14 protein-coding genes and 1 tRNA gene are annotated in these 26926 nt (G+C 67.1%); 8 read left to right on the top strand and 7 right to left on the bottom strand.

Annotated elements, in window-relative coordinates:
• Position 1: 1 nt before the first annotated feature.
• The 5 genes from brxD to pglW all read right to left on the bottom strand — a co-directional run bounded on the left by brxD (position 2) and on the right by pglW (position 16227).
• The gene (gene brxD, locus ACWGJB_RS26340) at positions 2–1330 is read right to left on the bottom strand and encodes a BREX system ATP-binding protein BrxD (protein ID WP_453382553.1); all 1329 of its coding nucleotides are present in this window, start codon (positions 1328–1330) and stop codon (positions 2–4) included.
• On the bottom strand, positions 1327–4140 hold the full coding sequence (gene pglZ, locus ACWGJB_RS26335) for a BREX-2 system phosphatase PglZ (protein ID WP_453382685.1): 2814 nt from the start codon (positions 4138–4140) through the stop codon (positions 1327–1329). The genes brxD and pglZ overlap by 4 nt, the downstream gene beginning before the upstream one ends.
• 5 nt (positions 4141–4145) lie before the next feature.
• Positions 4146–7937 (bottom strand): BREX-2 system ATPase PglY, encoded by a 3792-nt coding sequence (locus ACWGJB_RS26330; protein ID WP_453382552.1) that lies wholly within the window; start codon positions 7935–7937, stop codon positions 4146–4148.
• Between the two features lie 188 nt (positions 7938–8125).
• Positions 8126–11743 carry a BREX-2 system adenine-specific DNA-methyltransferase PglX gene (pglX, locus tag ACWGJB_RS26325; RefSeq protein WP_453382551.1) on the bottom strand — a complete coding sequence of 1206 codons (3618 nt, stop codon included), beginning with the start codon at positions 11741–11743 and terminating at the stop codon, positions 8126–8128.
• Positions 11740–16227 (bottom strand): BREX system serine/threonine kinase PglW, encoded by a 4488-nt coding sequence (gene pglW / locus ACWGJB_RS26320; protein ID WP_453382550.1) that lies wholly within the window; start codon positions 16225–16227, stop codon positions 11740–11742. Before pglW ends, pglX begins: the two co-directional genes overlap by 4 nt.
• A gap of 697 nt (positions 16228–16924) precedes the next feature.
• On the opposite strand from pglW, the gene ACWGJB_RS26315 reads away from it, so the two are divergent.
• On the top strand, positions 16925–17395 hold the full coding sequence (locus ACWGJB_RS26315) for an NUDIX hydrolase (protein ID WP_453382549.1): 471 nt from the start codon (positions 16925–16927) through the stop codon (positions 17393–17395).
• A 337-nt stretch (positions 17396–17732) separates the two neighbouring features.
• On the opposite strand, the gene ACWGJB_RS26310 is transcribed toward ACWGJB_RS26315, so the two are convergent.
• Complete coding sequence (locus ACWGJB_RS26310) at positions 17733–18002, bottom strand: hypothetical protein (RefSeq protein ID WP_453382548.1); 270 nt, start codon at positions 18000–18002, stop codon at positions 17733–17735.
• Positions 18003–18600: 598 nt separating this feature from the next.
• On the opposite strand from ACWGJB_RS26310, the gene ACWGJB_RS26305 reads away from it, so the two are divergent.
• Together ACWGJB_RS26305 and ACWGJB_RS26300 are read left to right on the top strand one after the other, a co-directional pair.
• Complete coding sequence (locus ACWGJB_RS26305) at positions 18601–18774, top strand: helix-turn-helix transcriptional regulator (RefSeq protein ID WP_266965365.1); 174 nt, start codon at positions 18601–18603, stop codon at positions 18772–18774.
• Positions 18771–20147, top strand: coding sequence for a tyrosine-type recombinase/integrase (locus tag ACWGJB_RS26300; protein WP_453382547.1), 1377 nt, complete (start codon positions 18771–18773; stop codon positions 20145–20147). The genes ACWGJB_RS26305 and ACWGJB_RS26300 overlap by 4 nt, the downstream gene beginning before the upstream one ends.
• 211 nt (positions 20148–20358) lie before the next feature.
• Here ACWGJB_RS26300 and ACWGJB_RS26295 read toward each other — a convergent pair.
• Positions 20359–20430 (bottom strand) — tRNA-Arg (locus ACWGJB_RS26295).
• Positions 20431–20584: 154 nt separating this feature from the next.
• Here ACWGJB_RS26295 and ACWGJB_RS26290 point away from each other — a divergent pair.
• The 5 genes from ACWGJB_RS26290 (at position 20585) to thrC (ending at position 26596) form a co-directional block, all read left to right on the top strand.
• A complete protein-coding gene (locus ACWGJB_RS26290; RefSeq protein ID WP_453382546.1) occupies positions 20585–21067 on the top strand; it encodes a response regulator in 483 nt (160 codons plus the stop codon).
• A gap of 260 nt (positions 21068–21327) precedes the next feature.
• Entirely contained in the window at positions 21328–22395 is a 1068-nt protein-coding gene (gene nrtL, locus ACWGJB_RS26285) for an ArgS-related anticodon-binding protein NrtL (RefSeq protein ID WP_453382545.1), read from the top strand.
• Between the two features lie 19 nt (positions 22396–22414).
• Positions 22415–23806 (top strand): diaminopimelate decarboxylase, encoded by a 1392-nt coding sequence (lysA, locus tag ACWGJB_RS26280; RefSeq protein ID WP_453382544.1) that lies wholly within the window; start codon positions 22415–22417, stop codon positions 23804–23806.
• 432 nt (positions 23807–24238) lie between these two features.
• Positions 24239–25531, top strand: coding sequence for a homoserine dehydrogenase (locus tag ACWGJB_RS26275; RefSeq protein WP_453382543.1), 1293 nt, complete (start codon positions 24239–24241; stop codon positions 25529–25531).
• 6 nt (positions 25532–25537) lie between these two features.
• Positions 25538–26596 (top strand): threonine synthase, encoded by a 1059-nt coding sequence (gene thrC, locus ACWGJB_RS26270; protein WP_453382542.1) that lies wholly within the window; start codon positions 25538–25540, stop codon positions 26594–26596.
• Positions 26597–26926: the final 330 nt, after the last annotated feature.

The raw sequence follows: 26926 nt of genomic DNA, 5'->3' as shown, positions 1-26926 counted from the left end.
CTCAGAGGTCCAGTTCTACGTCGCCAGCCGCTGCGGCGGGGGACATCGCGGCGTTGCGTTCGGTCTCGGTCAATTCGGAAGGCGCCAGGGTGAGGGCGTAGTGCTTGCGCGGGTCGAAGTCCTCGAACTGGTCGATGCGGTCGAGGACGTCGCTCACCAGCTTCTTGAGGAACACGCGGGGCGCGATGCCCACCTTGCCGCCCAGTCCTCCGGCGACGGCCTTGGCAAGGTCGGCCAGGTAGGCGTCGTCCGCGCTGGCGGTGATGCGGTCACTGGCGGTGGATCCGGCGGCGTACAGGTCGCGTACGTGTCCGCCGAGTTCGGTGAGGGACTCGACGGTGAAGCCGGGCAGCCGGATCTGAACCGCCCGGGGATTGTCGAACCGTGCGTCGGTGGTGAAGTCGGTGGCCAGGCGCTGGGCCAGGGGCGGCAGGCGCTGTACCCCTTGCTGGCCGTCGTAGAAGGCGGGCGTGCCGGTGATGATCAGGTAGAGGCCAGGGAAGCGGCCGGAGTGGACTTCGTCGATGAGCTGCCGCAGGGCGTTGAGGGCCTTGTCGCGGGCGTCGGACCGTACCCGTTGCAGCGTTTCGACTTCGTCGAGGACCAGCAGAAGCCCGGGGTGGCCGCAGTCGCGCAGGATGGCGAGCAGTCCTTGGAGGAAGCCGAGGGCGCCGAAGTGGTCGAGATCGCCGCGTACGCCGGCGGCCTTGCGGGCGTTGGCCGCTACATGGGGCTGTCCGCCCAGCCAGGCCAGGATCGCGTCGGCGGTTGGCGCGTCCCCTGCGGCGACTGCGGCGCGGTAGCCGCGCAGGGCTGCCGCGAAGGAGGGTGCGGTGCGGCTGACTTCGGTCAGTCGTTCTGCGAGGAGTGTGTCGACGGCGCTGCCCAGGGCGTCGGGAGTAGCCGTGTCGGTGTCCTGCTCGGCGAGGACGTCTTCTTCGAGCGCGTAGAACCACGAGTCGACGACCGCGCGCAGGGCGCTGGGCGGGAAGCCCGGGGTGGACAGGCGTTCGGTCAGGCGGCGGTAGACCGTCTCCAGCTTGTGCAAGGGGGTCTCGTTCTCGGAGACCTGGACTTCGGCGACGGCGAAGTTGCGGCGCTTGGCGCGTTCGCCCAGCCATCGGGTGACGAAGGTCTTGCCGGAGCCGTACTCGCCGCGCACCGCCTTGAACACGGCTCCGCCGTCGGCGACCGCAGACAGTTCCTCATCGAGTGCGGTGTCGAAGCGGGACAGGCCCACCGCGAGGAGGTCGAGCCCGGATTCGGGGACGGCTCCGCGGCGCAGCGCGTCGATGACCTCGCGCCGCTTGGCGGCGCTGACCTGGTTCACACATCCCCCTTCAGCTCGAACTGGCGGCGTAGCAGGTCCTTGTCCAGGCGGACATTGCGACTGCTGTCGGTCAGCGACAGCACGGCGTAGTCGTCGACGTTGAAGATCCGCTGCAGCACGGTGGCGAACCGTACAGCGCGGTCAGGAAGCTCCCCGGCGCGCTCGCCGAGCACGGCGGTGGGCAGGATGCCGCCCGCCTCCAGCAGGGCCCCGATCGCCGCGCGGATCTTCGGCTTGTGCACCACGCGGGGGGTGAGCGTGCGCCGTGCTTTGAAGATGTCGGAGTCGAGGAGTTCGTCGAGCAGGGCTTCCACACCGCGTGTGGCGGCGAGGTCCAATCCGATCTGTCCGTCTGTGGGTTCGGGCGCTTTCTGCTTCCCGCTCCGTGTGGCGGGTGCCGTCCCCGCCAGCTCGATGGCCGGTACGGCAGGGCCGGCTGTTTCCCACCAGGCTGGGCGGCAGTCCCCCAGGGGACGCCATTGCTCGGGCGGAGATGCGGCGCCCAGCGGCAGGAAGGCCAGCAGGGGGATGGTGACCTCGGCGGCCGAGGCTCCGCCGTGATAGCCCGCCTTGCGGGTCGTGTAGCGAAGCCCGGCGTCCCACAACGAAACCACGCGCTGGCCGGGTCCGACGACGCGCGGTCCGACCAATTCCACCTCGCCGGTGCTCGCCGGGGCAGTGCCCGTGCGGTGCCGGGCTGAGACCGAGTCCTGGGCAGTGCGCAGGTGGCCGTCGCGTTCCAGGACGTGGCCGTGGTCACTGGCGATGATCACCGCACGTCCGTGATAGCTCGCGTGCTCCAGCAAGATCCGCAGCACCCCTATGTCATCAAGGCGCCAGGTGGCGTCGCTGCGCTCGCGGTCCTTGTCCAGAGCATCGTCGATCGTGTTCAGGACCACCCCGACGAGCATGTCGGGAGTGGCCAGGGCCTGGGTGAGTTCGGCACCGAGCATCTCACCGGCTTCGCCCCGTACGTCGGCCTTGTGGAACAGGCGCGCCGTGCGGCCGTTCCAGAAGCCGTGCCGGGCAAAGCGGTCGCGCTCCAGATCTTGTCCGCCCTCGCACAGTTCGCCAGCGAAGAGTGAAGCGCGGGAAACCTTGGTGAGGGTGGGCAGCGCGGCCACTACGCCGCGGCGGCGGGCTGGCTGGCTCTTGGCATTGCGGCTGGTGCCGCCGAGAGGGTCGTACTCCTGCCAGGTGTGGGCCATCTCCGAGGCGATCTCCACCGCCGCGGCGGCACTCATGCCGTCGAGGAGCAGGAACAGCACCGGCCGTTCGCCCGCAGCGACCGGCGCAACGACCTTCTCGAGGAGGTTCTCGACCATGAGCAGCCCATCGCGGGCGGTGCCGTTGCGGGTCCAGTCCTGCAAGCGGAGTGCGAATGCCTCGTCCATGGCCCGGCGCCGCACGGCGACTCGCTCGTGCAGGAGTCGGTACGCGGTCTTGAGGCCCGGGTGGATGTCCTCGCCGGCCCATACCTGGGCTACGGCATGGTCGACCCACCCCCAGTCGCGGATCTGGGCGTCGATGCCGGCCGCGAGCGTCTCTGGGAGCGGAGAGGGATGTGCCAGCCACCGCACCAGGCGCAGCGCCATCCGTGCTCGTTCGACCCGGTGTTGGTGGAAGGTGTGCAGTTGGTGCTCGGCCAGGGCCGCCACGCGGGAGGCGAGAGTGTCCGCGGCAGGGCGGGTGTCGCCGCGCTTGGCCAGACAGGCCGTGAGCGCGTCGGCGACGGCATCGACACGGTAGTTGAACCCGGACCGCAGTACATCGCTGTACGTCGCCGCGTCCTGGGCCCCGAACTGCTCCAGCAGAGCTTCGGCTCGGTCAAGGACCGTGTGCAGCAGCCGGTTGGCGTCCGCGGGGGTGACGCCCGCGCGCTCGGGATCCCATGCTTCGTCGGCTAGTTGAATGACCACCTGGCGGGCGGCCTCCCCGAACGCCTGCATAGTGGCATCGTCGAGCTGCGCGTCGCCGAAGAACCGGTCGACACGGCCCTTTTGCCGGTCCATGCCGACGGCCTGCGGCGACCACAGGGCGTGGCACACCACACCGGCTGCCAGCGCGTCCGGCCCGCGGTCGACATCGATGAGGGCGAACAGAGCCCGGCCCGCTTTGCCCGTTGCGTCGATGAGCCATCGGGTGAGACCGACGCGTTCGGCTGATCGAAGGGAGGCAAGGGACTCGGTCGCGCCCCGCAGAGCCGACCAACGCAGCAGGGCCCTGATGTCCAGGCCCTCGGCACCCAGTCCGAGCCGCTGGTCCAGGCCCAGGCGACTGGCGGCCAGGTGCCGCAGCGCGGTGTCACGGCTGAGGACCTTGCCGGGCAGCCTCGGCCAGCCATTCTGCGGAGGACGGGCGGACATGAGTGCCTCGGCGGCCCAGGCTTCATCCGTGAGCCGCGGCTCCACCTGCTGCGCGCCGAACTGCTCGGCGACCAACGCCCACCGGTCAACGGTGTGCACCCGCTGGCGCAGAGCCACGCTCAGCACAGTGCGGCCGAGCGCGGCCTCCTCCTGGTCGGTGAGGACCACCAGAAGGTCCGCGTCCGGTGCGTCGGCGTGCTGCGTGATGTGGTCGAGCACGCCCAGGGGGGACACGCCCGCCGCCACGCGTACGGTGCGTCCCTGTACCCGCAGGGGCTGGTCCGACTCCCACACCGGTTCGGCACGCAGCAGTACGACCGAGGAGACGGTGTGGTCGGCGGCAGTCGGCCGGTCCAAGTGCTGGCGCAGTAGCTGGGAAACACGCTGCTCCACAGCTGCACGGCCCAGCCGGGGTGCGCGAGACGCGGCGGCCTCGTCCGTCATCGTGCTCACTCGACCACCCGCCACTCCAGCTCCACGACGGCCTGCGGGTTGGTCCGCAGGAACGAGGTGAGCTCCGCCAGCGCCTCGGTGAGGCCGTCGCCCGTGCCCCGGTGGCGTCCTGCCGTGGACGAGGAACTCTTGGCCTGGGTGGTCTCGGAGGAAGAGGAAGAGGACTGGTCGTCCGGAGCGTCCTTCGCGCCCTGCCCCTCAGCCGACGGGGAGGTCGACCTGCTGAGCGCCCGCTCCAGCAGGGCGGCTGCCTCCTTACGTGCCTGGGCCAGGACGTCGACCAGCCCCATCTTGAGCGTCATCTCATCGGCCTGCGCGGCGCCCCGCAGTTTCGCGAAGAGGTCGTTCGCCTCCACGGTGTAGGGACCACCGACTCCGGCGACCAACTTGAAGTTGTCCCAGGGGGCCTTGCGTAGCGCCTCCACCACACGGGCCGCAGATTTGATGGAGCGCCCGGCCCGCTGCGCGGGCCCGCCCAGGTCGGCGTCGGCCAGGTGCTCCACGATCTCCACGCTGCCACTGCGACTGCCCAGGCCCTCCAGCAGGTCGACGGCCATACGAGCGGTGTGCAGCCGACCGGAGGTGGCGTTGGGGTCGATGCCCAACTGCGCGGCGTGCTCTTCGAGCTCGGTGACCAGATCAGTGGCAGCGTCACGGTAGCGGCGGGCGTCATCCGACAGTTGGCGCACGAACATGCCCACCAGTCGCCCCCGCCGCAGCGGCGGCTGGTTGATCCCGAAGAGATCCATCGCCCTGGCACGAGCCCGGTCCCAACACTCCTGGTCGGGCAGGCGCTGCTCGCGCAGCACGAGGTCGTCGGAGATCTGGTTCAGCTCAGGTGCAGGATCGACGATGCCGCCGTGTCGGGTCCATACCCGGTCGGTCATCTCGGCGAAGCAGGCGATCACCAGATTGCCCACCAAGGGCTCCAGCCCTCGCGCCAGAGGGCGATTCGTCCACGCCCGCAGGTCGGGCACCTTCAGTTCGCTGCCGCGGCCGGCCTTGTCGGCCTCGCGCTCGAAATGCTGTGCCCAGGCACGGTCCAGGGTGAAACGAGCCTCGTGCATCGTGCCCAGCCCGAGCGCGTCGGCGACACGTTGCATCACCCCCCGGTCCCCCTTGGCGACTTCGATGCTCGGCTCGGACGACTCCGCGAGCTGACGGATGTAGCCCAGCACGGTGCGAGCGTCGGCCAGTTTGACCGTGGCCTTCACCCGGTCCGGGTCGAAGTCCGGGTGGCCGGGGAACTGATGGGCGAGAGCCTGGTCCGCGATGCTGTGCAGGGCATTCTTCAGGGTGTCCCCGAACGGCAGCGTCGGCTGCAGCGAGGGGCTCAGCGACAGAAGGTGGTCGTTGTAGGGAACCACGTGCCCGGACTGCTGCTGGGCCAAGCCGTACGCCTGCCGCAGCAGATCACGGAAGAGCGTCATCAGGGCTTCGCGCTGGCTCTCCAGCGCGGCACGGGCCCGCTGCCGGTCGGCAGGGTTCAGATGCCCCGCGTAGGAGTCGAACTTCTGGCCGGTCAGCACCTTGTCGATGACGACAAGCTGCCCGAGATCGTTCTCCCGCTCGTGCGTCAGGCCGGCGGGAATCCAGCACACGGTCTGGGCGTGTACCCCGCGTTCGTTGACGAGCTTGTGGACCCGGTCGCGGGCGTCGGCCGGCCCGTAGGTCCCTTCGTCGAACGGGTAGCCGAGGATGAGCCGCCAAGCGGTGTCCTCGCTGGGATGGAACGCATCGTCCCGCACATCGCGTGGATCCCGGACAGTGCCCAGGAGGACCTCGACGCTACGGCGTGAGCCCTTCCACCACACGTCCGCGCGGTTGACGATCTCACCCTCGATTACCCCGAGTTCCTCCCATAGCAGCCGCTTGACCATGGCTTTGCGGGCGCCGGAGGTGTTGTAGCCGGTGGCGGTGGCGAGCACGCTGTCCACGTCGACGCCGACGAGTTCCAGGCGCACGGCTGGGTCGTCACCGTTGTCGACCTTGATTTCGCCGTGCCGCGTGTGCCACATCCGCACCTTCGTGGCCACCTTGGTGACCTCGCCGCCGGGAATGGGGCTGGTGATGCTGCCGTGGTTGAGCGCGGACAGTCGGCGCACGGTCAGGTTCGCCAGCGCGGGAACTGACGGCGCGAGGGCGGAGAGCAGCAGCGTCTTCATCAGCCGGTCATCGCCGGTGAACTCCTTGACGCGGGCGGCCAGTTCTGCCGACACGCTCTCCCCGGTCGCGGTCTGCCCGGTCCCGCCGGCAAGGCGCACCCGCTCCACGTCCTCCTCGCTCAGGGAGTAGTCCGCCAGCAGGCGCGGCCTCAGCCGGGTGTCATACAGCTTCTCCGCATTTTCGAACTCGACCTTCAGCCGCTCGGTAAAGGGCTGCCCACCGTCCCGGGCGATCTCGTCGTACAGATCGCCCAGCGGTACCAGCTGGCCCAGGCGCAAGTCGTTACGGTGTTCGATCAGCAGGTTCCGCATGAGCTTCAGCCCGGTGCGGGATCGCTGCAGCGCGTTGGAGACGTGTACCAGCGTGTCGAGGAACGAGGGGGAGAAGGGGTACGTGGCGCGGAACGAGTCGATGTCGGCGCCGGTGGTGCCCTCGCTGCCCAGCAGCGTGTCCCACACCTCGCGCCGTACCTTGGTGGTGGTCTCGAATGCCTTGTTGATCGCGGCGGCGGCGTCGTCGTTCTTCGGCCTCAGCAGCCGGTGCCGGGCGATCTCCGGGAGGTTCCGGTCCTCCAGGGTGATCGTAGAGAACCTGCCGCTGGCGAGGTTGAGCGTGTCCTGGATCGTCAGCTCGACGGCGCCGGCGGCATCCCCCTTCACCAGGTCACGCATGTCCCGCTGCCGGGCGATGAAGCTGATCACGGGAATCGGCCGGCGGGCGTCGCCGCCCTCGATGAGGTTGCTGAGCTTCTGTACCTCTCGGGCGACGAGCTTCTGGTTGCCCAGCGAGTTGGCCAACCAGAGCACCAGTTCGTCGAGGAACAGGATCAGACCGTCGTAGTTCAGATCCTTGGCGTGCCCGGCGATCTCGCTCAGGCCCCGGTCCAGGGAGACGAACGCCTGGGCGTCTTCCTTCGCGTTGTTGAAGAAACTCGGGAACCAGCTGTTGATCAGGTCGCTGACCAGCTGCTTGCGCAGTCTGTCGTCATACGGGGCCGCCATGGCCTCGTCCAGCTTCGCGGATGTCCAGAATGGCTCCGTGTCACCCCAGGCCGCGTCCTCTTTGGCCCCGGGCAGCTTGGACAGGAACATCTCGTCGCCGAGATTCACCCGGTGGCTATGGACCTGCTCCATGAGGGCGTCGGTTCGATGTACACCCGGCACCGGAGCCTCCGGGTGGAGCTCGCGTACCAACGATGCGTACCCGCCGAGGATCCGCTGCTCCATCGACTTCGCACCCAGCATGTGGTACGGCACGAGCAGGAACCGCCGCCCCTGCATCCACACATCGTGCTTGTCCAACAGCCCCGCGAACTCATCCCGCGACCGGGCCGCGGCCTCCCCGTGGAGCAACGCGTGCAGCACCGCCATGAAGTGCGACTTACCGGAACCGAAGGAACCGTGCAGGTACGTCGCCTGCGACGTCCCACTGGTCACGCCTGCTTGGACCAGACCAAGCGCCTGATCGAAGTTCTCCACCAGTCGGTCTGTGATCACATAGTCGCGCAGGGTGGCTTCGGCGTCCGACACGCCTTCGGCCAACTTCAGGACGAAATCGGAGTCACTCGCCCGTTCGGGGATGTTGATGTACTCACGCAGCAGAGAACCGTTGGGACCAGCCATGGCGTACAGCCTACGGGCCAGCTCTGACACCCCGCAGGCACCTTGGCTCGAACCGATCTTCGACCCGTAGTAGCTGTCGCGTTCCGGCTACCGACTACACCCTGGGAGGCGGCGAAGAACGCCGCCGCTTGCGTCGCAGGGCACACGGTAGGCAACGCGAGTGTCTGTTCGGGAGCGCATCGAACGCTCTAACGCTCACCCGTACTACTCGGCTTGCGCCCACGGCCCAGCTTCTTAGGCGCTCTCCAGGAGGACAGCGCATCATCGGTCAGATGAAGACGGTTGGTTGTTTCGACCAGGAACCCGGCATACACGTTCGCGGGAGAGTCACCGTACGCGATGTTGAAGTCGCTGTGCCACTGTTGAACCCACGGCAGCACCTCGCGTAGACCAGCCAGCAGAGGCGTCAGCCGCTCGGTACTCCAGCCATCGCTTGCCTCTCGCTCCACGATGAGAGTGGCCAGCGCTTGTGCCTGCTCTCGGTGGTCCCAGCCGGCCCAGCCGAGAAGGAGGGCACTATCGCCGTCACGGGAGCCGTACGGATAGGAGACGAACCGCTCTTTTGGGGTGTCGAGCTTGCCGCGATTCCGCCAGTAGGAAGGCTTGAGGAAGTCGGCGGCACTGTATCGGGGAGGAACGCCGATGCTGTTTCGGATTTCTTCTTTCTCTTCCTCTGTCTGTGCTGCGTCCTCTCTGCGCTGCTCATCCCACGTGTGTTCCCAATCGGCGCGCTTGCGCAAGCCAGATTCCTTGTAACGCAGTGCCGAGAGGAAGGGGACATGCTCATCGGCGACCAGCTCAGCGACGAGTGCGCCGAGATCTTTCCCCGGTGCGTACAACTCCGCAACAGCCGCAAAATCACTGTCGAGGGCCAGTGCGTCAGCGAGTTCGGCAGTGGACATGACTCGCGGCTGCTCCATCCCATCCACTTCGTGGAACCATAGTTCCCGCGTCTCGGCACGGTCCAGCAGCCATGTCCGCAAAGCCTTTGCTTGCAGAGAGTCCCAACTCTCTGTGGCCCACCTACGCTTACATTCGGGCCGTTCAATCAGGCTAATTGACCGATTGGTCTCGATGGCTGCAATGCGTTTGGTGACGATATCCTTGTACGCCTGTGGCCAGTGGTTGGGCAAATCTGTGACTGGAATGGATCCGTGCCGGGCGAACCATTGGGTTTCAATCTCACCGCGAGCCATCCTGCGCGCTAGGTCGATCTCGAAAGCGCGTTCACCGAGTTTGATGGCAGGAACGGAATCCGCAGGTGCGCGCAAATCATCTTCCAGTCCGTAGAGAGAGTAAACGTGCCAATCCAGCTCTTCCTGCAGGGCGATCATGCGGGCGCGTGCGGAATGGTACGAGGTGCGGTCCTCGTCGAGCTGAGAGAGTGAAGGAACATCGGGTCTAGCAGGGGCGAAAGGGAACAGCTCTGCCGTACTTTGGGCCAGCTGATCAAGTTCGGTGATCAGACTTGTTGGATATTCTTCAGGTAGAGGGAACTCTTGGATTTTGGTTCCGGTGAACTCGTAACGCTCTTCCCATTCCTCATCCTGCACCCCGCGGCCAAGTCCGCTGCCGCCCTTACCCTGGCTTACTTGCTTCAGCCAAAAGCATGCAGTGGAACTGTTCAGCACTCCCAGAAGCCGCAGGTAATCCTCCTCGCTAGACCCTTCGGGCAGCTTGATGACCGGGGCTGTTCGGATACATGCAAGTGACTCTCGAGCGAACGTGAAGTGATTGTGCGTGGAAACGAACGGATAGCAGATGAATCCTGCCGTCTTGAGGCGGCGGGAATAAAGTTCGCGGAACTCTGTCCAGTGCAGGCCATCGATGTCTTGGACGGGAATTCCAAAGCGGCGGCGCATCTGCAGAACCCTGCGGGCTGGCCACAAGTACCTGTACGTGGGGTCTTCAGGTCCTGGCCTCAAGGGAACAAGGTCGGAGGTGTAGGGCCAGATGGCTTGGCTTTGTTGCTGTACACCATAGTCGCGGACTTGCTCGCCTCGAACGAGCGGGATTCTTGGGACTGCCGACATGCGTCGAATCAAGAAAGAAGGCGCTTCAAAGGCGTCGTCATCGCCCGTGATCGAGATGAAACCTAGATCTGTCGTAACGGAGGAGATCTGGTTCCTTTCGTTATTCAGATGGGCCAGGAGTTTATCGCTGCCGCCGCCGCTCAGGCTCCATGGGAAAGTCTTGAACGATGCGCGATCTGCATCAATTGAACTGACCCATTCGCTCTCGGAATCTGGCTTGTCGATCTGGTCGACGATGGCACGCCAGACTACGCCTCTGTGGGCTTCCTCTGGGACGCCCGGTTCGCCCTTGATCCCGAGCACGGCGCGGATGGATGCGCCGTGATGGAAGTGGGTACGGCGACGCCCTACTAGGATTGCTGTCGGAGTTCCGTGGCCCGGAATGTAGGCTCCGGACGTGTCGATGATCTCACTGAGTTCAGCCTTGAGGCTGAAGAACTCTGTGATTAGTTTGCGTCCAAATTCGCGCTTCATGAACGAGTTGGCGGTGATTTGGCCGACGAATCCAGACCCCCTGCCCTGCTTGTCGGCTTCGCGAGCCAACTGGAAGAATCGTTGAGCAAACGGTACCGACAGGGCGTAGGATCCAGCGCATGCCGAGTAAAGCTCCCTGTAAATTTGATTAAGATTCTTGTCCTTTACTTGAATGTACGGCGGATTGCCTACCACTACGTGGTAACGACCTTCTTGAAGGATGGGGTGGTACTCGCTCAGATCCTCGGTCGTGTATTGAAAATCGGCAAGTTCATCGTTTTCACCGCTGAGGTCTTCGAAGCCCGGCAGGGTGAATTCCCGAGATTTGATCAACGCGTCACCAATGGCGACATTGATAGGGAATCGATAGCCCGCCGCCTCGTTCAGGGTGTGAATTCCTGTTGCGCGCAGCGCTGCAATAACAAGGCGGAATCTGGCAATGGCGACAGCGAATGGATTGATGTCCACGCCGTGTACGGCCTCCAGTGCCAGCTTCACTCGTTCACGCAGCTCCCGCCCGGGAGCATTCCGTTCCCATTCCTTCAGCATGCGTCGGAACGTGCCCAGTAGGAAGTGACCTGATCCGCAGGTTGGGTCGATCATCTTGACTTTGTCGTGGCCGAATTCGTTGATAGCCGGTGTCAGCGTGCGATCGAGGATGAATTCCTCAACGAACTCCGGGGTCTGCAGGAGCGCGTACGTCTTGCGGGCCGCTTCTGAGAGGTCCTGGTACAGGTCGCCGAGGAAGCGGGTGTCCCAGTTGTCGTCGGTGAAGTCGTGAACGAGAGTTCCGTGCTCATTGCGGCGTCGCCAGAAAGCGATGAGTTCCTTCGCCGCGTCGTGTGAGAGCGGGATCTGGTAGAGCGCGTTGTGCCGCTGGTCGAAGAGTAGGGCGCCCGCTTGTGCCTTGGTCATCTCGTCGAAGGCGGCGAGCAGCCAGCCGCGGTCGGTCTGGTTGCCTTGGTGGTCGCGGTAGAACTGGGCCTGAGCCTCTTCTGCGAGGGTCATGCTTTCTTCGTCGGGACCGGCCAGGAATCCCCGCTTGCCCAGGAGCCCGTTGTCTTCGCAGAAGCGGACGAAGACGGTGCCCAGGCCCCAGGCCGCTGCTGCTTGGGTGACGCGTTCGTCGCGCCAGGCCCCCCAGGCAGCGGCGGTTCGCTTGAGCTTGAACGCCTTGTCGTATTCGGCACGCAGCCGGGTGTGTGTTTCCTCGACCGCGGTGACCTGCTGGCGCAGATCGGCTTCCAGGGTCTTCACCTGGCGCTGCAGGTCCTTGAGCAGCGCGACGCGGTCGATCACTTACCTGTCTCCTCGTTCGGCGTGGTGCGGTGTTGGTTGGCTACCCAGGCGTCGTTGAGCAAGATCCACTGCTCTTTCGTCTCCAGCGGCACGTGGGCATGATCCAGCATGGGTTCGGCCGTTGCGTCGCCCATGGGGCAGAGCAGCCACACCGTGCCGCCGAGTTCGAGGGGCAGATGCATGCGGTCGTAACGGGCGAGCGGGCCTGCTCCGTGCAGCAGCACAGGACCGGTGGCTGCTGAGACGATCTCTTCGATCTGGGGCTGGAGGCGGTCCCACGCGGGCTCGATGAACCGGGAGTGCAGTCGGCTGTGGGGGAGGGAGCCGGGTTCTGCTATGTCGGCCTCCACCACGGTCTCCCAGGTCGGGCGCGTGCCCTGGGCAACCAGGTTCCGCATGGTGGCGACGAAAAGGGCTCCGACGTCGATGGGTTGGGCGCCGAAGCGCCGTACGAGTTCCTCGCGGGCAGGCAGGTAGCCGGCCATGCTGACGGTCAGGGCACGGAAGCTGTCCCTGCCGCACGAGCCTGCCAACTGCTGCTCGGCACGCACGGCGCGTGCCAGCTCGGGTGATTCGGTGTGCCACTGCGAGGCGATGTCGCCGGTTGCCTTGCGCGGCTGGATGACGGCGCCGGTTGACGATCCAGCGCCGCGCGGCGTGACGTATCCGCCCAGTCGGCCGGATCCCTGCCACTCCAGGTTGAAGCCGGCGTCGTTGAGCAGCTTGTGCAGCTGGGGGTGGCCGGGGAGTGGGGCAAGTTCGGGGAAGCGTGCTCGTACTCGTTCCTGTACCTGCTCCGGGCGCAGGACGTTGGGACGGCTGCCAGGTGACGTGCCGCCCTCTCGAGCGGGAGGCGCCACGCCTGCCTGGGCGAGGCGCAGGGCTCGCTCCGGTGCCAGATCGCGAGGATAGATCTCCAAGCGGGGCGATGCCGCGGCCCGCGACGATGCGGCGGCGGCGAGGTGGACCAGGCGGGCGTGCTCGAAGTCGGTCGGCACGCTGTACGCGTGCGGCCGGATTATTGTCAGCTCGCGCAGCACGGACGCGGAGGTGGGCATGACGTCCATGCCGGCCAGCCGGTCGGCTGTCTCTCCGAGTTTGAGGGCGTATTTGATCAAGGCTGGGGCGGCGGGGGTGTCCGGGGTGGCGTCTTCGGGTGCTTCCAGCGCGATGAGGATCTGGTCGCCGAAGCGGCGGGTCAAGAAGCACCGGTCCTCGGCGGCGGCCGAATCGACTTCCACGGCCGCTCGCACGACCGCAGCGGCGGTCGCGCGCCGCACCTCGTCGCTGCCTTCGGAACTGCCACGCCGCGCCAGCAGCGCGTCAGCCAGTTCCTGGGCGCCAGCAATACGTCCGAAGCCCTCAAGCAACTCGACGAGTTCGGCAAGGATGCTGCGCATGATGGGCATCTCAGCCCAGTGCGTGCGCTGCTTGACGAGAACCTGGCCCACGCGACCCGTGGTGATGCCCAGTTGGGCGCCGACGGGCTGCTGCGTCGGCCAGGGCGGGAGATCGGGAAGGTTTCCGTCCTCGTCAGGCAGCCGCAGCATCAGGCGGGTGGCCTCGACTTCGTTCTCGTTTCGGCGTGTCTTCTGCATCGCCGGAACGAGCAGAGCGGCAATCGAATCCAGGCCGATGCGGCCCAACGCCGAGGCCGCAGCATCCGGCGGACTGCCGTCCGTCCCGGCGGGTATGGCTGCTGAGGCGCTCTCTTCCGCGGCGGCCAGTTCACGCTCGGCGGCCCGGCGCTGTTCCCGGTTGGTCGGTGAGGAACCCGTGCCGAAGCGGGTCCGCCACTCCTTGATGCGGGTCTGGAGTTCCTTGCGAGTCTTTGCCCCCAGCCCGGGCAGTGACGTGATGCGTCCGGCCAGCGGAAGCAGGTCGGCGACCTTTGTGGCCTCCAGCCGCTCCGCTGCCGAGATGGCTCGCGCGCTCAGGCCGGCCGCCACCAGCAGGGTGTCGGGGCCGGCGTTCGCTGCCGCGTCATCCCGTTCCTGCTCGGCGAGCTGCGGATCGTCATCGTCGGCCTCTAGTCCGGTCAGCCGTGGAGCCGCGCCTACGGGACGGGTGGCGTCAGCTGTATCGAAGATGCGTCGCCACGCAGCATGCATCTCCTGCAGGGATGCGAAGCGGTCAGCGGCGTCCTTCGCCAGAGCCCGGGCGAAGAAATCGACCAAGCCGCTCTCGCGCAGCGACGGGTCGAATGCCTCGACGGCCAAGGTGACCGGCTCATCCACCAAGGTGGCTTCGGTGGCACCATCGCCCCACACAGGCAGCTCATTGGATGCCATCTCGTGCAGGGTGACGGCCAGCGCGTAGCGCTCGGCGTGGACGTCGTAGACAGGGCGCCGGACCGTGCCGATGAAGGGATCCAGGTAGCGGGGGGTGCCCGCCTCGGTCTCCCGCACATCTATGCCAGCGAGGGAGAAGTCGAAAAGGACGAGTTGCTTGGTTCGGTTCTTGCGGACCCGGATGGCGATGTTGTCGGGCTTGATGTCGCGGTGGAAGATTCCTTCGCCTTCGAGGAAATCCAGCGCACCGAACAGGTACTCGCTGAACGTTTGTAGCTCTCCGGGCTCCAGCCGACCGCCCTCGCGCAGCTTGCGGGCCACAGTGTGCTCGCCCGCGTGCTCCAGGACCAGCACGGACCGGCCGCCGATCACTTGCGGCTCGCGGCGAGCGAGGCGGATCACACGGGAATCAGCAGGAAACGCGCCCAGGATGCGAGCCTCGTGATCCAGACGCTTGGTCTTCTCGTCGGACAGCGCGACCTTAAGGACCTCCTTGGCACCGGTCCGCTGGTTAACCGCGAGGAAGGCACGGCAGGTGGACCCGGTGCCGAGCCGCTGGCTGATCTTCCACTCGCCACCCACGACGTCGCCGGGCCGTGCCTCCAACGGGTCGAGCTCTACCTCGGCAGGGGCTTCCGCCGCAGCGGGCGCGGTCAGATCGTCTTCGACCTCGGTCAGCAGCTCCAGAAACTCCGCGACACTGGACAGCCGCTGATTGGGCACAGGAGCGGTCGCGGCCTGGATCAGCTCGTCCATCCACGGGGTCACGGCTTCGGCGACCGCGCTGGGCCGCAGGCCGTTGTCCTGGCTGACCCGCGCCAGGAGTTCGGCATGTGTATCGGCCGGTGCCTTCCCAGACACCAGGAGGTAGGACACGCTGCCCAGGCCGAATACGTCCATCGCCACGGAGTCAGGATTCGGCGCGGACAGCTCAGGAGCCAGATACGGCTCGGCCGCCGCGTCGGTGTGCCGACCGGTACGGCTGCTGGGGGTGGGCAGGGAGCCGCTCGACCCGAACGAGTCCGCCGAACGGACAGCGGCCTGCCAGTCACTGATCAGCAAGTCAGGCCGAAGCCATGCTTCGGCCAGGGCCTGCTCGGCCGTCACATCCGCTGGCTGCCCAGGGGCCGTGGGACGGCGCGGACCGGGAGCCACCAGGATGCTTCGCGCGGAGAGCATGCGGTGGAACAGCCGTCGACGGTGGGCGTATGCCATCGACTCGCCCAGCTGGCGGACCATGCCGACGCGCGTCTCCACATCCAGTCGCGGACCGAATTCCGCCATGTAACGGTCAAGGCGCATCGACTCGCGAGGATGCCGGAAAATCAGGGCCGGCCCGTTCTCGTGGGCCTCCATCGAGTCCGGCTGCACGATCCCGGGGTGGCTTATGCCGTGGAGCACCTGCATCTCACGACGAGCCGCGCGCTCCACGGAGGCCCGGTCGGTCTGCGCCGCGTTTCGCTCGACCAAGTAGATGCGGATGCGCCGCCGCTCTTTGGAGAGCTCGCGGTGACGGGCAAGATGGTCCTGCCACTCCTTGCCGATATCGAACGGCTTGGGCTCCAGGTCCCACATGCCGACCTGGAAGTGCTTCTTGCTGCGAGCAATCCCCACGCCTTCGAGCAGTCCGGGCAGCGCTCGTGAGAAGCGGGTGTCAACGCCCCCGCGCCCGCCGGCGGGCAGGGGAAGCAGTAGGTCCGAAATGACCGAGGGCAGTGCACCCGCTCGTGCTTCGCCGGGCCTCTCGGGACCGAAGAGCCAGTGCATCTGATTCGAGGGCAACTCGACGCGGAGGCCCGGCTCGGACAGAAACACGGCAGCCTGCATGAACGGCACCTGGAGTCCGGTCCGGCGATTGCGGTTCTCCTGGACCAGGAGTGACTTCAGCTTCTGTGCCTTCGTGTTCGCCAGGTGAAGCGGGTTGTCGAGGGCCCGCCCGTTGTGCATCCAGTTCGACCCGGAGGCCGTCACCCGACCGTTGAAGCTCTTGATCTCGACGAGGTAGAGGCCGCTAGGCGCCGCAACCAGGAGGTCGACCTCATACACGTGGCCCGTTTCCGCCGTGAACGTGAAGTTCGACCATGCACGGAACGGCTCTTGATCAGGCAAGCGCTCCTGCACATGCTTGAGTGCCTTGCGCTCGTGCTCGTACTGCGACGGGGTCACGGTCGTCCAACGGCCCGGCTCACGCATACCCCGTACGTCCCCTCTCGACCTGCCGCCCTCGGCGGCTCCCATACACCGGGCTAATCCTGCCAGGCGGCACCGACAAGCGGTGACGGCGGCAGGACAACATTGCTACAGCATGCGCCCTGCCAACTACGCTGGATCACGTGAAGCCGAAGGCTTCTGGCAAGCGCAGAGCACTCGGTCGGCTGTCCCGCGCGGCCTCCTCCATTCGCCAGCAGACCGACCAGGCGCACCGGGAGCTGTAAGCCTGGCGCACAGCCCACCGCACGACGTGAACGAGCGGCGAGCAGAATGCCGAAGCAGCGCGCTCAGACCTCGTCGAAGAGTTGTCAGTGATCACTGCCTTCTTGGGCTTTCCGTAGGTGCTTTGTGAGCAGTGTGCGGAGCACCGGCAAAGCCAAATGTTCACGCCCTGGAGTAACCGACGCGGAGCGACGCGGGCCACCGCAAACTTGTCGGCACGCCCAGATGCTCGGTCCGGCTGTGCGACACCACGCTCTACGCCAGCTTCGCCCGGTACGACGGCACACTGCTGGTCAATCCGCACGCCTGGGGACAGCCGGCCAGCGCGAACCCGCTGCTCCAACTGCGCCGGCTGGATGGGACGGGCTAGTTCGACCACTACACCGACGGCTTTCAAGCGGTCTGGAAGACTGCGAAGCCCTGGTCACCTGAGGCGATGTGAGGAGCCCACCCCACCATGGGACGCACGGAGTACTGGTACGACGCCAGCGCACCGAAGCCGAACACCCTGATCCCCGCTTGCAACATGCTGGCCGTCCGGGATGTGGACGGCGCGATTCTCCTGCAGCGGCGGCGGGACACCGGGCAGTGGGCGCTGCCCGGCGGCGCGATGGACATCGGTGAGTCTCCCTCGCAGTGCGCGGTGCGGGAGTGCAAGGAAGAGACCGGAATCGACGCCGTCGCCATCGGACTCCTGGGCGTGTATTCACCTCCAGAACACGTGGTCGCCTACACGGACGGGGAGATCAGACAGGCGTACGAGGTGACCGTGATCGGCCGCCCGGTCGGCGGCGAGCCGACCGTCAACGACGAAGCCGACGGCGTCCGCTGGGTCCTGCCCGGCGATCTGGACTTGTACGACATTCATCCCTCGATGCGGCGGCAGATCGCCCACTACCTGGACGGGGCATACCCCCACGTCGACTGAGCGCCGTCCGCTCCCTTACTGCTCCCGTCGAAGCGAGCCGGGTTTCGCCCCGGTGCACAGCAGCACGCTTCCCGTATGAGCCCTTCACGCCCTCCGATGTGGCAGCTGATGGCCGAAGCCCAGCATGTATGGGGTCTAGCGGCGATTGTCAGCGTGGCTGCGAACTCAGGAGACGCGTCTGCCTCCTATCCGCCCACAGCAGACGAGAAAGAGCCCCAAGGGACTGGAACTTACTGCTGGGACCATGTCAACGTACAACGTCCCCGAAAACACCAGGTCAGCGAAGGCTCGCAGGCGTCCGGGCCCTTGGCGAACATAGTCCCCGCCTCGTGCGCGCTCAGGCCAGCCGGTTGGCCTGAGCACTGATCCCTGCCTCCCCCGGGCCCGTCCCAAGGAGCCCCACCTGTCCAACGGCATGCTTCGATCCCTGCACTTCACTGCCCCAATCCTGTTCACGCTTGGCGCCCTGAACGCCTTCACTGCTCAGCAACGCCAGGACCACGCTGCCTTGGCCACCGCGCTGTGCCTCTGTATCTGCGCGGCCGGACTCCTCGCCGAAGACCTGCTGCAACACGCCTTCCGCCGTGACCGAGTCGTCCTCGCGCATGGCGCCGTCCACCCCGGCGCCGTAGCCCGGCACATCGCCCGCGCCCTCGGTGCTCGTGAGCGAGTGGTAGCACGCAGCCTCAGCCGCCTCACCGAGGAGGGGCTCCGCATGGTGGAAACGGACGGCGCCACACCCGCCGTCCGCGCGTATCGCGTGGCTCGCTGACCGTACGGTCCTGTCGGTCTGCTGGGCGATATATAGCCGACGATCCCCGGTTAGCCAAACCGGGGATCGTCCGGAGTATTGATGTCGTTCGCACCGGCTACTTGGCGGTGGACCTGGAGCGGACAGCGCCTTCCTGGTGCCCGGCGTGGCCTAGCGCCTGTTCAGCGCACAGGACCAGACTTCGGAAATCCAAGAAAGGCACGACACTCGCCCAACGGCCATCCACCTCGCCACAGGCTGCGGTGGATTCTGCGCCACTTCGTAAGGATCCCTCATGCGCCCTTTCGTGATACCCCCTGCCCAAAAACTGAATCGCACGTTCTCGCAGCAGTGCTTCTTCGTGCTTGATGGCGTAGCGGCAGTGGCGCTTCGGTCTTTGGCGATTCCGCACGGGAGCCGCTGAGTGAGGAAGGTCGACAAGGGTGACGAGTTGATGACCGTCCCCGAGGTGCTGGCAGAGCTGAAGGGCACATCCCGCCGAACCTTCTACCGGTGGCGCGAGATGGGCACGGGGCCTGCGGTACTGAAGCTCCCGAACGGCGAGTTGCGCGTCTGGCGGAGTGTATTCATGGAATGGCTGCATGAGAGAGAGGAAGCCGCAGCTTGAAGACGACGGACGTTCGGATATGGGACGTCAGGGTAAAGCAGCGCCAGGGCAAGGACACCTATGAGGTGCGCTGGGTCGTGGCAGGGCGCGAGGTATCTCGCTCGCGTCGCACTAAGGGGCTTGCCGACAAGCTGCGCGCGCAGCTCCTCATGGCCCAGGAGAATGGGGAGCAGTTCGACACAGGTACGGGCTTGCCTCCCTCGATGGAGGAAAAGGCACCTGCCCTCACCTGGTACGCCTTCGCCTTGAAATATCTGAAGATGAAGTGGCCCCATGCCGCACCGAACTATCGGGACGAGATCAATGAGGCGCTGACGGGTGTCACAAAGGCGCTCATGCCGAATCGTCCTGGGCGGCCGGCGGATGAGGCGATGCAGCGGGCGCTTCGGGACTGGGCATTCGTACTTCCCGGCCCGGAAGATCGCGAAATCCCGTCAGAGGCCAGATCCGTGGTTGACTGGATGGCAAGGAACTCGCCTTCGCTCGCCGATCTCGCCAAGCCAGCGGTTATGCGAGGCGTGCTCGAAGCGCTCAAGCTGAAACTTGACGGAGAAGCGGCTTCGAGTGAGACCTTTAAGCGCAAGCGTAAGGTCCTCGTCAACGCGCTGAACTATGCCACGGAGCTAGGGGAGCTCGACGAGAATCCCGTCAACTCGGTTTCTGTGCAGAAACCGTCAAGAATTGTTCCTGTCGACCCTCGCGTCGTGGCCAACCCGAAGCAGGCCAGCAATCTGATCGGTGCTGTCTCGTACGTGGGCGGTTACCACCGAGCCAGGGGCAGGCGACTGGCGGGCATGTTCGCCGGCATGTACTACGCCGGGATGCGTCCGGCTGAAACCGTCGGAGTCGCGATCCAGGACTGCTACCTCCCTGAGGAGGGTTGGGGACTGGCAAATCTCCACCGAACCCGGCCGACAGCGGGGAAGAAGTGGACCAAGACGGGCGAGGTGCACGACGATCGCGGGCTGAAGAACCGCGATCCCGAGGAAGTGCGGCCGACGCCGCTGCCGCCGATCCTCGTGGCCATCTGGCGAGAGGGCATCGACACGTTCGGCACCGCGGACGACGGCAGACTCTTCTTCAATGAGCGCGGCGGACTGGTCGGTTCCTCGACCTACTCGCGCGTGTGGGGCGAAGCGCGTGAGTTCGGGCTCCCACCAGAGCTTGTCAAGAGCCCGCTCGCCGACCGCCCGTACGACCTACGCCACTCGGCGCTCTCGACGTGGCTCAATGCGGGGGTCGACCCCACGGAAGTTGCTGAGCGTGCAGGCAACACAGTGGAGGTCCTCTTGGCTCGCTATGCGAAATGCCTCCACGGTCGTCACGTTGTGGCCAACAAGCGGATCGAAGATCTGCTGCTCGAATACGCGTGACGATGATCACACCAAACACCCCGAGGTGCCCGCCTCGGGGTGTTTCTTATGTGCGGGATCGGTCGGTTCGTCTATCGATGTCCGATCCCGCGTATGTCCCGCAGCGCCCGTCCTAGGGCTGCTTTCGGTGGCAGATAGCTGCATATAACAGCAGGCCCTCCAATCTGGCGTAATGCCTGATCAGAGGGCCTTTTAGGCACCTGACCTGCGGTGCCCCCGGCAGGATTCGAACCTGCGCACACGGCTCCGGAGGCCGTTGCTCTATCCCCTGAGCTACGGGGGCGTCTGGCGTTGAGCTGTTGCTCGCGGCGACGGGTAGAACACTACCAGCTCGGTCAGGGTGATCAGGAACGGGTTTCCCGGGGGTCGCTCCCCCTCGCGGTGCGGAAGTCGGGAAAACGCGGACGCGGTGGCCGGTCCGGACCTACTCTCGAGTTGTGCCAGGGGCGTCGGGCCGGGTGCTTGTTGTGGACGACAACAAGGTCATCCGGCAGCTGATCAGGGTCAATCTCGAACTGGAGGGTCTCGAGGTCGTGACCGCGGCCGATGGTGCCGAGTGTCTGGATGTCGTTCATCAGGTGCGGCCCGATGTGATCACCCTCGACGTCGTCATGCCCCGGCTCGACGGTCTGCGGACCGCCGCTCTGCTCCGTGCCGACCCCCGCACCCACGACCTTCCCCTCGCCATCGTCAGCGCCTGTACCCAGTACGAGGTCGAGACCGGTCTCGATGTCGGCGTCGACGCCTTCCTCGCCAAGCCCTTCGAGCCCTCCGAACTCGTACGGCTCGTCAGGGAGTTGATGGAGCGGCGGCGACGGCCGGAGGAGTCGGAGGAGCGGGAGCGCGGGGGAGGCGGCGGCGAGGCCGGCGAGGTCGAGTTCTCCGGGGAGCGGGCCGGGGGCAACCCCGTCTGCCCGTAGCGGCCGTGCAGTCGGTGGCCGACGAGTAGTCAATGACCGACGTGTAGTCGGTGACCGACCCTGCGGCCCGCATCAATCCGGTGGAGCCGTGGACCTGCCTGCCTATCTGCCTGCCTACGGTTTCCATCCTGCCCGTAAGTCTGTAGGCCCGTATGGCCGTAGCCCCTCTGGCGCGTCACGCCCACCGGCCTGCCGTCCACATGCCGGACCCACTCAAACCGGGTCGCCTGCCCCGCCCCCTCCTCCCCTAGGCTTGTCCCGTGACCCCCGTCGAGCTCTCCCGTACCGTGCTGCGCGCGGTGCGTCGTGCTGTTGACGAGGGGGAGCTGAGCGTGAGCGTGCCGGAGCGGGCCGTGGTCACGCCTCCGGGGCCCGGTGGGTGTGGGGACTACGCCACCAACATCGCGCTGCAGCTCGCCCGCCCGGCCGGGCAGTCCCCGATGCGGGTCGCCGAGATCCTGGTGCCCCATCTCGCGGACGCCGCCGGCGTTGAGGACGTCGTCGTCACCGGGCCCGGGTTCCTCAACATCAGCCTCAGCCCCACCGCGTCCCCCACGGCGACCCTCGTCGCCGAGATCCGCGCCCTGGGCCTCGGCTACGGCCACGGCGACGCACTCGCCGGGCAGGTGGTCGCGCTGCGTGTGCCGTACGACGTCCGGGCCGAGGTCGTCGCGGACGCCGTCGTACGGATCGTCGCGACCCAGGGCGGGCGCGGTGAGGTCGGTCACGGCGAGCCCGTCAGTCTCCGGCCCGTGCCGGCGCCCGAGGACCCGGCCCCGCTCGGGCCCGACGCCGCCCAGTGGGCCCTGCTGTATCCCGCCGCCCACGACCGGCCCCGGATCACCGCCGACCACCTGGTGCAGCGCGAGAGCAACCCGCTCTTCCGGGTGCGGTACGCCCATGCCAGGGCGCGAGCCGTCGGCCGCGGTGCCGGACGGCTCGGGTTCGACGCCGAACCCGGTGACGTCCCCGGCGCTCCCGGCACCCCGGGCACCACAAGCACCCCGGGCACCCCGCACACCTCAGGCGCCCCCGGCACCTCAGGCGCCCCCGGCACCTCAGGCGCCCCCGGCACCCTGGTCACCGCCCTCGCCGACTACCCCCGCATCCTCACCGCCGCGGCCACCCACCGCGCCCCCGATCGGCTCGCCCGGCATCTCGTCACCGTCGCCGATGCCGCCCTGCCGTTCCTGCCGACCGTGCTGCCCCGCGGCGACGAGAAACCCTCGGCCGCCCACCGTGCCCGGCTCGCCCTCGCCGAAGCCACCGGGACGGTGCTGGCCGGCGGCCTGTCCCTGCTCGGCATCGACGCACCCGATCACCTCTGAAGAGAGCGCCAGAAGAGCAATGAGCCGTTCCGCACACCCCGCCGGGCCCCGGCACGCCGATGTCCTGCCCGAGGGCCACTACGCCGCTCCGCCCGCCGACCTGAACTCCCTCGACTCCAAGGTGTGGGCCCAGACCGTCACGCGCGACGCCGACGGGGTCGTCACCGTCGGCGGTGTCGACGTGAAGACCCTCGCCGAGGAGTTCGGCACCCCCGCCTACGTCCTCGACGAGGACGACTTCCGGGCCCGGGCGCGCGCCTGGCGCACCGCCTTCGGGTCGGACGCCGACGTGTTCTACGCCGGTAAGGCCTTCCTGTCGCGGGCCGTCGTGCGCTGGCTGCACGAGGAGGGGCTCAATCTCGACGTGTGCTCCGGCGGCGAGCTGGCCACTGCCCTCTCCGCCGGGATGCCCGCCGACCGGATCGCCTTCCATGGCAACAACAAGTCGACGGAGGAGATCGAGCGGGCGGTCGAGGCCGGCGTCGGGCGGATCGTGCTCGACTCCTTCCAGGAGATCGTGCGGGTCGCCCACGTCGCCCAGTCCCGCGGCAAGCGGCAGCGCGTGCAGATCCGTATCACCGTCGGCGTCGAGGCGCACACGCACGAGTTCATCGCCACCGCGCACGAGGACCAGAAGTTCGGGATCCCGCTCGCCGGGGGGCAGGCCGCGGAGGCCGTGCGGCGGGCGCTCCAGCTGGACGGGCTGGAGCTCATCGGGATCCACTCGCACATCGGGTCGCAGATCTTCGACATGTCCGGCTTCGAGGTCGCCGCGCACCGGGTGGTCGGGCTGCTCAAGGACGTCCGGGACGAGCACGGGGTCGAGCTGCCCGAGATCGACCTCGGTGGCGGCCTCGGGATCGCCTACACCAGCGACGACGACCCCCGCGAGCCGCACGAGATCGCCAAGGCGCTCACCGAGATCGTCACCAGGGAGTGCGAGGCCGCCCGGCTGCGGACTCCGCGTATCTCCGTCGAGCCGGGGCGGGCCATCGTCGGGCCGACCGCCTTCACCCTCTACGAGGTCGGCACCATCAAGCCCCTCAACGGGCTGCGCACCTATGTCTCCGTCGACGGCGGTATGTCCGACAACATCAGGACCGCGTTGTACGACGCCGAGTACAGCGTCGCTCTCGTGTCGCGGACGAGCGATGCCGAGCCGATGCTCGCCCGAGTCGTCGGCAAGCACTGCGAGAGCGGGGACATCGTCGTCAAGGACGCGTTCCTGCCGGGCGACCTGGCACCCGGTGACCTGATCGCCGTGCCGGCCACCGGTGCCTACTGCCGGTCCATGGCGAGCAACTACAACCATGTGCTCCGGCCGCCCGTCGTCGCGGTGCGCGACGGCGAGTCCCGGGTCATCGTCCGCCGGGAGACGGAGGAGGACCTCCTGCGCCTCGACGTCGGGTGACGTCAATGGCGTCCACGGCGTCGGATGGCGTCCACGGCCTCGGATGGCATCCACGGCGTCCACGGCGTCGGACGGCGCCCACAGCGTCGCTTGACGTCCACGGCGTCTGACGGCGTCCGATGACGTCGGACCGCTTCGGATCCGATGTTCCCGTCCGACGGAATGACGGTCCCGTCCGAGGGAATGACGGTCCCGTCCGACGGAATGGCGACGGCATTTCGACGGCACTTCAACGGCATTCGAGGTCATTCGGCGACATCGGACGGCATTCTCGGATGGTGTCCGATGACCCGGATGACGCAGACGGAAGATCTCCTGTCTGCCACCGCCGCACAATGAAATAGATGTCTCACGATCCGGACGAAGGGTAGAAACTCCCGTCCGGTGAGTGAGACTGGTCCAACCGTAGACGGTATGAGGAAACGAGGTCGGATGATGCGTACGCGTCCGCTGAAGGTGGCGCTGCTGGGCTGTGGGGTTGTCGGCTCAGAGGTGGCGCGCATCATGACGACGCACGCCGACGACCTCGCGCAGCGCATCGGTGCCCCGATCGAGCTGGCCGGCGTCGCCGTACGACGGCCCTCCAAGGTGCGTGAGGGCATCGACCCGAGCCTGGTCACCACGGACGCGACCGCTCTGGTCAAGCGGGGGGACATCGACGTCGTCGTCGAGGTCATCGGGGGCATCGAGCCCGCCCGTACCCTCATCACCACCGCCTTCGAGCACGGCGCCTCCGTGGTCTCCGCCAACAAGGCGCTGCTCGCCCAGGACGGTGCCGCCCTGCACGCGGTCGCCGAGCAGAACGACAAGGACCTCTACTACGAGGCCGCCGTCGCCGGTGCCATCCCGCTGATCCGGCCGCTGCGCGAGTCCCTCGCCGGCGACAAGGTCAACCGGGTGCTGGGGATCGTCAACGGGACCACCAACTTCATCCTCGACAAGATGGACTCGACGGGCGCCGGTTACCAGGAGGCCCTCGACGAGGCCACCGCGCTCGGGTACGCGGAAGCCGACCCCACCGCCGACGTCGAGGGCTTCGACGCCGCCGCCAAGGCCGCCATCCTCGCCGGGATCGCCTTCCACTCGCGGGTGCGCCTCGACGACGTCTACCGCGAGGGCATGACCGAGGTCACCGCCTCCGACTTCGCCTCCGCCAAGAACATGGGCTGCACCATCAAGCTGCTGGCCATCTGCGAGCGCGCCGAGGACGGCGGATCGGTGACGGCCCGCGTGCACCCCGCGATGATTCCGCTGACCCATCCGCTCGCCTCCGTGCGCGGCGCCTACAACGCCGTCTTCGTGGAGTCGGACGCGGCCGGCCAGTTGATGTTCTACGGTCCCGGCGCCGGCGGCGCCCCGACCGCCTCCGCGGTCCTCGGCGACCTGGTCGCCGTCTGCCGCAACCGGCTCAGCGGGGCAATGGGGCCCGGCGAGTCGGCGTACGCCGCCCTGCCCGTGTCGCCGATGGGCGATGTCGTCACGCGCTACCACATCAGCCTCGACGTCGCCGACAAACCGGGTGTTCTCGCCCAGGTCGCCACCGTGTTCGCCGAGCACGGGGTTTCCATCGATACGGTTCGGCAGACGGGCAAGGACGGCGAGGCCTCCCTCGTCGTCGTCACCCATCGGGCCTCCGACGCGTCCCTGTCCGGGACCGTGGAGGCGCTGCGCAAGCTCGACACCGTGCGGGGTGTCGCCAGCATCATGCGGGTTGAAGGAGAGTAACCAGCAATGACCCACCAGTGGCGCGGAATCATCGAGGAGTACCGGGACCGGCTGCCCGTCTCCGACACCACGCCGGTCGTGACGCTCCGCGAGGGCGGCACGCCCCTCGTGCCCGCGCAGGTGCTCTCCGAGCGCACGGGGTGCGAGGTCCACCTGAAGGTGGAGGGCGCGAACCCGACCGGGTCCTTCAAGGACCGCGGTATGACCATGGCCATCAGCAAGGCCAAGGAGGAGGGCGCGCAGGCGGTCATCTGCGCCTCCACCGGCAACACCTCCGCCTCCGCCGCCGCGTACGCCGTGCGCGCTGGCATGGTCTGCGCCGTGCTCGTGCCGCGCGGCAAGATCGCGCTCGGCAAGATGGGCCAGGCCCTCGTGCACGGCGCGAAGATCCTCCAGGTCGACGGCAACTTCGACGACTGCCTCACCCTCGCCCGCAACCTGAGCGAGAACTACCCGGTGGCGCTGGTCAATTCGGTGAACCCGGTGCGCATCGAGGGGCAGAAGACGGCCGCCTTCGAGATCGTGGACATGCTCGGCGACGCGCCCGACATCCACGTCCTGCCGGTCGGCAACGCGGGCAACATCACCGCGTACTGGAAGGGTTACAAGGAGTACGCGGCGGACGGGATCGCCGCCGGGACCCCCCGGATGTGGGGGTTCCAGGCCTCCGGCTCCGCGCCCATCGTGCGCGGTGAGATCGTCAAGGACCCCTCGACCATCGCCACCGCGATCCGGATCGGCAACCCCGCCTCCTGGCAGTTCGCGCTCGCCGCCCGGGACGAGTCCGAGGGCCTCATCGACGAGGTGACGGACCGTGAAATCCTGCGCGCCTACCGGCTGTTGGCCGCGCAGGAGGGTGTCTTCGTGGAGCCCGCCTCCGCCGCCTCCGTGGCCGGTCTGCTCAAGGCCGCCGAACAGGGCAAGGTCGACCCGGGGCAGCGCATCGTCTGCACCGTCACCGGCAACGGCCTGAAGGACCCCGACTGGGCCGTCGCCGGCGCCCCGCAGCCGGTCACCGTGCCCGTCGACGCCGCCGCCGCGGCCGAGCGGCTCGGGCTCGCCTAGAGAACCGCTGGAGCGTTGCCCGAGAGCCGCACGAGCGCTTCCCGGGCAACGCTCGGCGAACAACGGCCGGGCAACCAGTGAACCGACTGTGGCGTCCTGAACAGGGGACTCCCTAAGGAGGGGGCACGAGGGGCTTACGACACGCATCGTGCGCCTCCTGTGCGCCCTATGTCGCCACAGAACCTTCCTTCGATAGGCTGTACCGAACCCGCCCGCTGCATATGCCTCCGCATATGGCGCGGTGCCGTGCCGCCTCCGCGGCCCGAGGTTCCCTCAGGTACCTATCGAGTGTCATTCGACCATCACGCAGCTCAAGGAGAGTCATCGAGC

Source organism: Streptomyces sp. NPDC054813 (assembly GCF_053611365.1).
Note: the sequence above shows the minus strand (reverse complement) of the source record. Positions and strands in the feature narration are given on the sequence as shown.

Coding starts and splice junctions, on each gene's coding strand:
- ACWGJB_RS26315 (WP_453382549.1), top strand. CDS start 16,925: ATGGGACGCACGGAGTACTGGTACGACGCCAGCGCACCGAAGCCGAAC.
- pglZ (WP_453382685.1), bottom strand. CDS start 4,140: ATGACGGACGAGGCCGCCGCGTCTCGCGCACCCCGGCTGGGCCGTGCA.
- lysA (WP_453382544.1), top strand. CDS start 22,415: ATGAGCCGTTCCGCACACCCCGCCGGGCCCCGGCACGCCGATGTCCTG.
- thrC (WP_453382542.1), top strand. CDS start 25,538: ATGACCCACCAGTGGCGCGGAATCATCGAGGAGTACCGGGACCGGCTG.
- ACWGJB_RS26305 (WP_266965365.1), top strand. CDS start 18,601: ATGACCGTCCCCGAGGTGCTGGCAGAGCTGAAGGGCACATCCCGCCGA.
- ACWGJB_RS26330 (WP_453382552.1), bottom strand. CDS start 7,937: ATGGCTGGTCCCAACGGTTCTCTGCTGCGTGAGTACATCAACATCCCC.
- ACWGJB_RS26310 (WP_453382548.1), bottom strand. CDS start 18,002: ATGCGCGAGGACGACTCGGTCACGGCGGAAGGCGTGTTGCAGCAGGTC.
- ACWGJB_RS26275 (WP_453382543.1), top strand. CDS start 24,239: ATGATGCGTACGCGTCCGCTGAAGGTGGCGCTGCTGGGCTGTGGGGTT.
- pglW (WP_453382550.1), bottom strand. CDS start 16,227: ATGCGTGAGCCGGGCCGTTGGACGACCGTGACCCCGTCGCAGTACGAG.